Annotated in this window: 3 protein-coding genes; 1 reads left to right on the forward strand and 2 read right to left on the reverse strand. The window is 36.5% G+C overall.

All coding sequences use genetic code 11. The features are described from left to right. Together AC1DJR_RS25060 and AC1DJR_RS25065 are read right to left on the reverse strand one after the other, a co-directional pair. A partial coding sequence (locus AC1DJR_RS25060; protein ID WP_477003769.1) for an ABC-F family ATP-binding cassette domain-containing protein occupies positions 1-936 on the reverse strand: 936 nt, incomplete at its 3' end. Next, positions 933-1580 (reverse strand): HD domain-containing protein, encoded by a 648-nt coding sequence (locus tag AC1DJR_RS25065; protein WP_002065130.1) that lies wholly within the window; start codon positions 1578-1580, stop codon positions 933-935. The genes AC1DJR_RS25060 and AC1DJR_RS25065, both read right to left, overlap by 4 nt. A 109-nt stretch (positions 1581-1689) precedes the next feature. Here AC1DJR_RS25065 and AC1DJR_RS25070 point away from each other — a divergent pair, with 109 nt between their 5' ends. Continuing rightward, positions 1690-2367, forward strand: coding sequence for a hypothetical protein (locus AC1DJR_RS25070; RefSeq protein ID WP_060750268.1), 678 nt, complete (start codon positions 1690-1692; stop codon positions 2365-2367). The last annotated feature ends 375 nt before the right edge of the window (positions 2368-2742 follow it).

The following is a 2742-nucleotide window of genomic DNA, read 5'->3' on the forward strand; positions in this document are numbered from 1 at the left end:
ACTTCCACTTAGTGCAATATCAACTGATTGCTTCGCTGCTGGTCCTTCTTGTCCCTTTAGCTCATCAAAACGCTGAATACGCGCCTTTTGTTTCGTAGAACGGGCTTTTGCACCACGGCGAATCCAAGCAAGTTCACGACGATATAAATTTTGGCGTTTTGATTCTTGTGCCGATTCTTGCTCTTCACGAAGTGCTTTCGCTTCTAAAAATGTACTGTAGTTTCCTTCGTAGCTATACAGTTTACCGTTATCTAATTCAAAAATACGGTTTGTCACACGATCTAAGAAATAACGATCATGGGTTACAAGTAATACCGCACCTGTATATCTTGCTAAATATTCTTCTAACCATTCAACTGTCTCATGGTCAAGGTGGTTCGTAGGCTCATCCAAAATTAATAAATCAGGTGTTTCAATAAAACATTGCGCCATTGCAATACGCTTTTTTTGTCCACCAGATAGRTTTCCAACAGTTGCTGTAAAATCAGTAATTCCTAATTTCGTTAATAACGATTTTGCATTCGCATTTGCTTCCCATGCACTCATCGCATCCATACGTTGCTGCACTGCAAATAATTGTTCCTGTACTTTTTCATTACTTGGATCTTTTTCGATATTTAATAACGATTGTTCATAATCACGAAGAAGACGAATTAAAGGTGTATCACCATGGAACACTTGCTCTAATACTGTTAGTTTTTCATCAAACTCTGGTTGCTGTGATAAATAACTAATTGTATATCCGCGTGAATGCGTCATATCACCTGTATCAGGAGTTTCTAATCCTGCAATAATTTTTAATAACGTTGATTTACCAGTACCGTTTACACCGATAATTCCGACACGTTGTCCTTCTGTAATACTACATGATAATCCATCAAATAACGGTTTTTCTCCGTATGATTTCGATAAGTTCTCCACAGTTAACATTTTCATATTTGTGCATTCCACTCTTTCATAAATTGTTCAATAAACTGTTCCATATAACGATGACGAACTTCAGCCTCTTGTTTTGCTGCGTTCGTGTTCATTAAATCTTTTAGTTTTAAAAGCTTTTCATAAAAATGATTTAAAGATGGATCATTATTTTTTCTATATTCATCTTTCGTCATCACTTCTCGAGGAGGGATAGTTGGATCATACATTAATCTCCCTTTCGCTCCTCCGTATGCAAACGTTCGAGCTATTCCAATTGCACCAAGAGCATCTAAACGATCCGCATCTTGAACAATTCTCCCTTCAAGTGACTCAACTGTGCCACCATGACCGCCCTTATAAGACATATTGGCGATGATATGAAGAACATGCTTACTTTCCTCTTCTTCAACACGTAACTCTTCTAACCAATCAGAAACTTTTTTCATTCCTGCTTCTTCACTCTCATTTAACTTCTCATCTGCTACATCGTGAAGTAATGCTGCCATTTCAATTATAAAACGATTTCCCCCTTCTTGCTCGGATAAAGAAATCGCCAATTTATGTACGCGTTCAATATGATACCAATCATGCCCACTCGCATCTTTTTCTAAAATATGCTTTACGAAAGTTATTGTTTTTTGTATTTTTTCTTGTTTTATCATTTTATCTTCACCCAGTTACTTATTGTAACACGCCCGCATTTTTTCATCACATATTTTCTTGTCCGCCCATACACTAGGTGGTAGGCATCATTATGAAGGAGGAATAAAAATGTTCTATAATAACCAACCGCCTTACCCACAACAACCTCTTTATCCTCAACATCAGGAACAAAGATATGCTGAACAATATGAGGAGCAAGAGACACAACATCAAGAGCCACAATACGAACAAAATCCATACGCAACACCGCAAAATCAAGAAACTGAATATCCTCAAAACCCCTATGACACACGTCCAAATTATGAATATCCTCAAAATCCATACGTAGCACAACCTAGCCAAGAACCTCAATTTCAAGGTAATCCATACGAGACGCAACCACAATATCAACAAAATCCATACCAACAACAAATGTATCAACCAAACTATGACGCACGTGTCTCACCACCTAAACCACCAACAATTGATCCGACGCAACCACAAATTTTACCACCTGGGCCGGTTTTAGATATTACACAACCACAAATTTTACCACCTGGACCTATTACAGAACCAACGCAACAACAAATCCAACAAGTTGTCGGTACACAGTTTTTACCTTTAAAGAAACCTGTACTTGATTTCGTAAAACCTTGGGTAGATTACGGTTTGAATGAAGCGAAACATACATCACACAAACATGCTTTAACAGAAGTTGCTGCGATTATGTTCTTAGTTGGTAAAGGATTCAACCCAACGATTGCTCATTATATTGTAGAATCTTGGGAGAAGAATGAGCAGTTTTAGGGGTGTTCATTTGATAAAACATAAAAAATATAAAAGTGCCAAATCCTTTATACCACAAGGGGTTTGGCGCTTTTTAGTATCTAGAACAAATTTTATTTAAATAATTATTTTTATAGATTTTCATACTTTTTTATATGGTACGTGAACAAAATGTGAGCAAATATGTGAACATATACATTACAAAATCACACCTTTGTATACACATTTTTAGAAACATCTTACGTTTATCAAACAATAACCGAAAAACGTACCTGCAACCTCATCATATAAATAATAGATATTAAAAAGAGGACACTATAAGCGCCCTCTTCCTTAGGTTTTAAATATGTTCTCCATGATCCATAAATACTTGAATTGGTTCGTTTTGTGGTGCGT

The sequence above is a fragment of the Bacillus sp. 05T31 genome, from assembly GCF_056396725.1.

Excerpts from the sequence above, each read along its gene's own strand:
- AC1DJR_RS25065 (WP_002065130.1), bottom strand. The coding sequence starts at position 1,580 with ATGATAAAACAAGAAAAAATACAAAAAACAATAACTTTCGTAAAGCAT.
- AC1DJR_RS25070 (WP_060750268.1), top strand. The coding sequence starts at position 1,690 with ATGTTCTATAATAACCAACCGCCTTACCCACAACAACCTCTTTATCCT.